We start from the raw sequence: 5,393 nt of genomic DNA on the forward strand, positions 1-5,393 counted from the left end.
GTGCGCGTGTTGTTTGATATCTCAATAGCGTGTCTGTTTGTTGATGCCATTATTTTGATGGCAAATTTTAACGGATGATACAGCAGTTATATGCTGGTTGTTTGTTGTTTGTCAGGATTTTTTCTATGTTTTCATGGAGAGTTTGATCCTGGCTCAGGACGAACGCTGGCGGCGTGCTTAACACATGCAAGTCGAACGATGACGACCGAGCTTGCTCGGTCTGATTAGTGGCGAACGGGTGAGTAACACGTGAGTAACCTGCCCCCCACTTCGGGATAACTTCGAGAAATCGTGGCTAATACCGGATATGAACTTCCGCCGCATGGTGGTTGTTGGAAAGTTTTTCGGTGGGGGATGGACTCGCGGCCTATCAGTTTGTTGGTGAGGTAATGGCTCACCAAGACGATGACGGGTAGCCGGCCTGAGAGGGCGACCGGCCACACTGGGACTGAGACACGGCCCAGACTCCTACGGGAGGCAGCAGTGGGGAATATTGCACAATGGGCGAAAGCCTGATGCAGCGACGCCGCGTGAGGGATGACGGCCTTCGGGTTGTAAACCTCTTTCAGTAGGGAAGAAGCGAGAGTGACGGTACCTGCAGAAGAAGCGCCGGCTAACTACGTGCCAGCAGCCGCGGTAATACGTAGGGCGCAAGCGTTGTCCGGAATTATTGGGCGTAAAGAGCTTGTAGGTGGCTTGTCGCGTCTGCCGTGAAAACCCGAGGCTCAACCTCGGGCGTGCGGTGGGTACGGGCAGGCTAGAGTGTGGTAGGGGAGACTGGAACTCCTGGTGTAGCGGTGAAATGCGCAGATATCAGGAAGAACACCGATGGCGAAGGCAGGTCTCTGGGCCATTACTGACACTGAGAAGCGAAAGCATGGGTAGCGAACAGGATTAGATACCCTGGTAGTCCATGCCGTAAACGTTGGGCACTAGGTGTGGGGGACATTCCACGTTTTCCGCGCCGTAGCTAACGCATTAAGTGCCCCGCCTGGGGAGTACGGCCGCAAGGCTAAAACTCAAAGGAATTGACGGGGGCCCGCACAAGCGGCGGAGCATGCTGATTAATTCGATGCAACGCGAAGAACCTTACCAAGGCTTGACATGGACCGGACGGCTGCAGAAATGTGGCTTTCTTCGGACTGGTTCACAGGTGGTGCATGGTTGTCGTCAGCTCGTGTCGTGAGATGTTGGGTTAAGTCCCGCAACGAGCGCAACCCTCGTTCCATGTTGCCAGCGCGTAATGGCGGGGACTCATGGGAGACTGCCGGGGTCAACTCGGAGGAAGGTGGGGACGACGTCAAATCATCATGCCCCTTATGTCTTGGGCTTCAAGCATGCTACAATGGTCGGTACAATGGGTTGCGAAACTGTGAGGTGGAGCGAATCCCAAAAAGCCGGCCTCAGTTCGGATTGGGGTCTGCAACTCGACCCCATGAAGTCGGAGTCGCTAGTAATCGCAGATCAGCAACGCTGCGGTGAATACGTTCCCGGGCCTTGTACACACCGCCCGTCAAGTCACGAAAGTCGGTAACACCCGAAGCCAGTGGCCCATCCTCGTGAGGGAGCTGTCGAAGGTGGGATCGGTGATTGGGACTAAGTCGTAACAAGGTAGCCGTACCGGAAGGTGCGGCTGGATCACCTCCTTTCTAAGGAGCATCACCAATTATGGTGGCCATTTTCCTGCCCGAGTGTGGTGGGGGTGGTTGCTCAAGGGTGGAACATCAACGGATAGGCGCTTCACCAGTCGGTGTGGCTTCTCTAGTACGACCTCTTCGGGGGTGTGGAACGAGGGGTTGCCGGGTGGTTCGAGGTGGAGACACGCTATTGGGTTATGAGGCTGCACGCAGTTCTCGGTTTGCTTGGTCACTGTGGTGGCTGGGGGAGTCGGGGATGTGTGGCTGGTCCTCCCTGATGCTGGTGCCGTGTATGCGGGCTGGTGTTGGTGTGGGGTTGTTTCTTGAGAACTACATAGTGGACGCGAGCATCATTGTAAGCAATTTTGAAGATTTTGTGTCTTTGTGTGTTGCCTAAGTTTTAAAGGGCGCACGGTGAATGCCTTGGCAAGAAGAGCCGACGAAGGACGTGGGAGTCTGCGAAAAGCCTCGGGGAGTTGACAACCGAACTGTGATCCGAGGATGTCCGAATGGGGAAACCCACCGCGAGTCATGTCGCGGTACCCGCCACTGAATGTATAGGTGGTGTGGAGGGAACGAGGGGAAGTGAAACATCTCAGTACCCTCAGGAAGAGAAAACAAATAGTGATTCCGTGAGTAGTGGCGAGCGAAATCGGAGGAGGCTAAACCTGGTCTGTGTGATACCCGGCAGGGGTTGCAGGTCAGGGGTTGTGGGACGTGTCTGGGTCGTCTGCCGGCGGTCCGACGTGTACGTGTTCTGGTAGTCGAAGTCGTGTTGAGTGCGACGGCGTAGAGGGTGTGACCCCCGTAGACGAAACTGGTTCATGGCGTGACGCTGTTCCCGAGTAGTACCGGACCCGTGAAATCCGGTGCGAATCTGCCAGGACCACCTGGTAAGCCTGAATACTACTTCTTGACCGATAGCGGACAAGTACCGTGAGGGAAAGGTGAAAAGCACCCCGGGAGGGGAGTGAAATAGTACCTGAAACCGTGCGCTTACAATCCGTCGGAGCCTTGAGGGGTGACGGCGTGCCTTTTGAAGAATGAGCCTGCGAGTTAGTGGTCGGTGGCGAGGTTAACCCGTGTGGGGTAGCCGTAGCGAAAGCGAGTCTGAACGGGGCGTTCAGTCGCCGGCTCTAGACCCGAAGCGAAGTGATCTATCCATGGGCAGTGTGAAGCGCGGGTAAGACCGCGTGGAGGCGCGAACCCACTTCAGTTGAAAATGGAGGGGATGACCTGTGGATAGGGGTGAAAGGCCAATCAAACTTCGTGATAGCTGGTTCTCCCCGAAATGCATTTAGGTGCAGCGTTACGTGTTTCGTGCCGGAGGTAGAGCACTGGATAGGCGATGGGCCCCACCGGGTTACTGACCTTAGCCAAACTCCGAATGCCGGTACGTGAGAGCGTAGCAGTGAGACTGTGGGGGATAAGCTTCATAGTCGAGAGGGAAACAGCCCAGAACATCAGCTAAGGCCCCTAAGCGTGTGCTAAGTGGAAAAGGATGTGGAGTTGCTGAGACAACCAGGAGGTTGGCTTAGAAGCAGCCACCCTTGAAAGAGTGCGTAATAGCTCACTGGTCAAGTGATTCTGCGCCGACAATTTAGCGGGGCTCAAGCACACCGCCGAAGCTGTGTCATTCAGACTTTGTGTCTGGATGGGTAGGGGAGCGTCGTGCAGCCAGCGAAGCCGCGGGGGAACCCAGTGGTGGAGGCTGCACGAGTGAGAATGCAGGCATGAGTAGCGAAAGACGGGTGAGAAACCCGTCCGCCGATTGATCAAGGGTTCCAGGGCCAGGTTTATCCGCCCTGGGTTAGTCGGGACCTAAGGCGAGGCCGACAGGCGTAGTCGATGGACATCGGGTTGATATTCCCGAACCGATCGTAGGAGGACCCATACCGAGGCAGCTGATGCTAACCACCCGAGCTTTCCCCATACCCTTCGGGGTGTGGAGGTTGGTGAGGCTGGGAACCAAGGTTGTAGTAGGTCAGCGCGAGGAATGACGCAGAGAGGTAGCTTCCGCGGACTTAATGGAATAGTCCGTCTAAGCGTGCAGCCCGAGCACCGGTAATGCGGTGCCGTATTGGGTGAGACGTGATGGGGATCCCGTATGGGCGTAGGTGAGTGATCCTGTACTGCCAAGAAAAGTTCCAGCGTGACGAATACGGTCGCCCGTACCCTAAACCGACTCAGGTGATCAGGTAGAGAATACCAAGGCGTTCGAGAGAATCGTGGTTAAGGAACTCGGCAAAATGCCCCCGTAACTTCGGGAGAAGGGGGGCCCGAGGAGTGAGAGCTCCGAGGGCCGCAGAGACCAGGGAGAAGCGACTGTTTACTAAAAACACAGGTCCGTGCGAAGTCGTAAGACGCTGTATACGGACTGACGCCTGCCCGGTGCTGGAAGGTTAAGAGGACCGGTTAGATCTTCGGATCGAAGCTGAGAATTTAAGCCCCAGTAAACGGCGGTGGTAACTATAACCATCCTAAGGTAGCGAAATTCCTTGTCGGGTAAGTTCCGACCTGCACGAATGGCGTAACGACTTCTCCACTGTCTCAACCGCGAACTCGGCGAAATTGCATTACGAGTAAAGATGCTCGTTACGCGCAGCAGGACGGAAAGACCCCGGGACCTTTACTATAGTTTGATATTGGTGTTCGGAACGGCTTGTGTAGGATAGGTGGGAGACTGGGAAGCATTCACGCCAGTGAGTGTGGAGTCATTGTTGAAATACCACTCTGGTCGTTTTGGATTCCTAACCTCGGTCCGTGATCCGGATCAGGGACAGTGTCTGATGGGTAGTTTAACTGGGGCGGTTGCCTCCTAAAGAGTAACGGAGGCGCTCAAAGGTTCCCTCAGCCTGGTTGGCAATCAGGTGTTGAGTGTAAGTGCACAAGGGAGCTTGACTGCGAGACAGACATGTCGGGCAGGTGCGAAAGCAGGAACTAGTGATCCGGCACTCCATTGTGGAATGGGTGTCGCTCAACGGATAAAAGGTACCCCGGGGATAACAGGCTGATCTTGCCCAAGAGCTCATATCGACGGCATGGTTTGGCACCTCGATGTCGGCTCGTCGCATCCTGGGGCTGGAGTTGGTCCCAAGGGTTAGGCTGTTCGCCTATTAAAGCGGTACGCGAGCTGGGTTTAGAACGTCGTGAGACAGTTCGGTCCCTATCCGCTGCGCGCGTTGGATATTTGAGAAGTCCTGTCCCTAGTACGAGAGGACCGGGATGGACTGACCTCTGGTGTGCCAGTTGTTCTGCCAAGAGCATGGCTGGTTGGCTACGTTGGGAAGGGATAACCGCTGAAAGCATCTAAGCGGGAAGCCTGCTTCAAGATGAGATATCCATACACCTTCGGGTGTGAGAGGCCCCCAGTAGATGACTGGGTTGATAGGCCAGATGTGGAAGCACGGCAACGTGTGGAGCTGACTGGTACTAATGGCCGATGACTTAACAACACATTTTTTGTTTGCTGCTGTTCGCGTCCACTGTGTGGTTCTGGAGAAACAACTCCTGAACACTGATCGTCCCGTAGGGGGTGGTGGGTGTTGAGGTCTGGTTGAGTCTCGTCGTGTTACGGCGGTCATAGCGTCGAGGAAACGCCCGGTTCCATTCCGAACCCGGAAGCTAAGCTCGATTGCGCCGATGGTACTGCACTCGGAAGGGTGTGGGAGAGTAGGTCGCCGCCGGACATCTTTGTGGGAGTGGGAGTGAGCTGGAGACCTTCACGGGTTTCGCTCCTCCCACTCCCTTTTTTCA

The 5,393-nt window shown here is 55.4% G+C and carries 3 rRNA genes; all 3 read left to right on the plus strand.

Features of this window, described 5'->3' with window-relative positions:
- The first annotated feature begins 130 nt into the window (after positions 1–130).
- The 3 genes from CIK71_RS10040 to rrf all read left to right on the plus strand — a co-directional run bounded on the left by CIK71_RS10040 (position 131) and on the right by rrf (position 5,326).
- Positions 131–1,649 (plus strand): 16S ribosomal RNA (locus CIK71_RS10040).
- A 378-nt stretch (positions 1,650–2,027) separates the two neighbouring features.
- A 23S ribosomal RNA gene (locus CIK71_RS10045) occupies positions 2,028–5,092 on the plus strand.
- A 117-nt stretch (positions 5,093–5,209) separates the two neighbouring features.
- Positions 5,210–5,326, plus strand: a 5S ribosomal RNA gene (gene rrf, locus CIK71_RS10050).
- The 16S, 23S and 5S rRNA genes sit together here, the layout of an rRNA operon.
- Positions 5,327–5,393 lie beyond the last annotated feature (67 nt).

The sequence above is a fragment of the Brachybacterium alimentarium genome, from assembly GCF_002332425.1.
GTDB lineage: Bacteria > Actinomycetota > Actinomycetes > Actinomycetales > Dermabacteraceae > Brachybacterium > Brachybacterium alimentarium.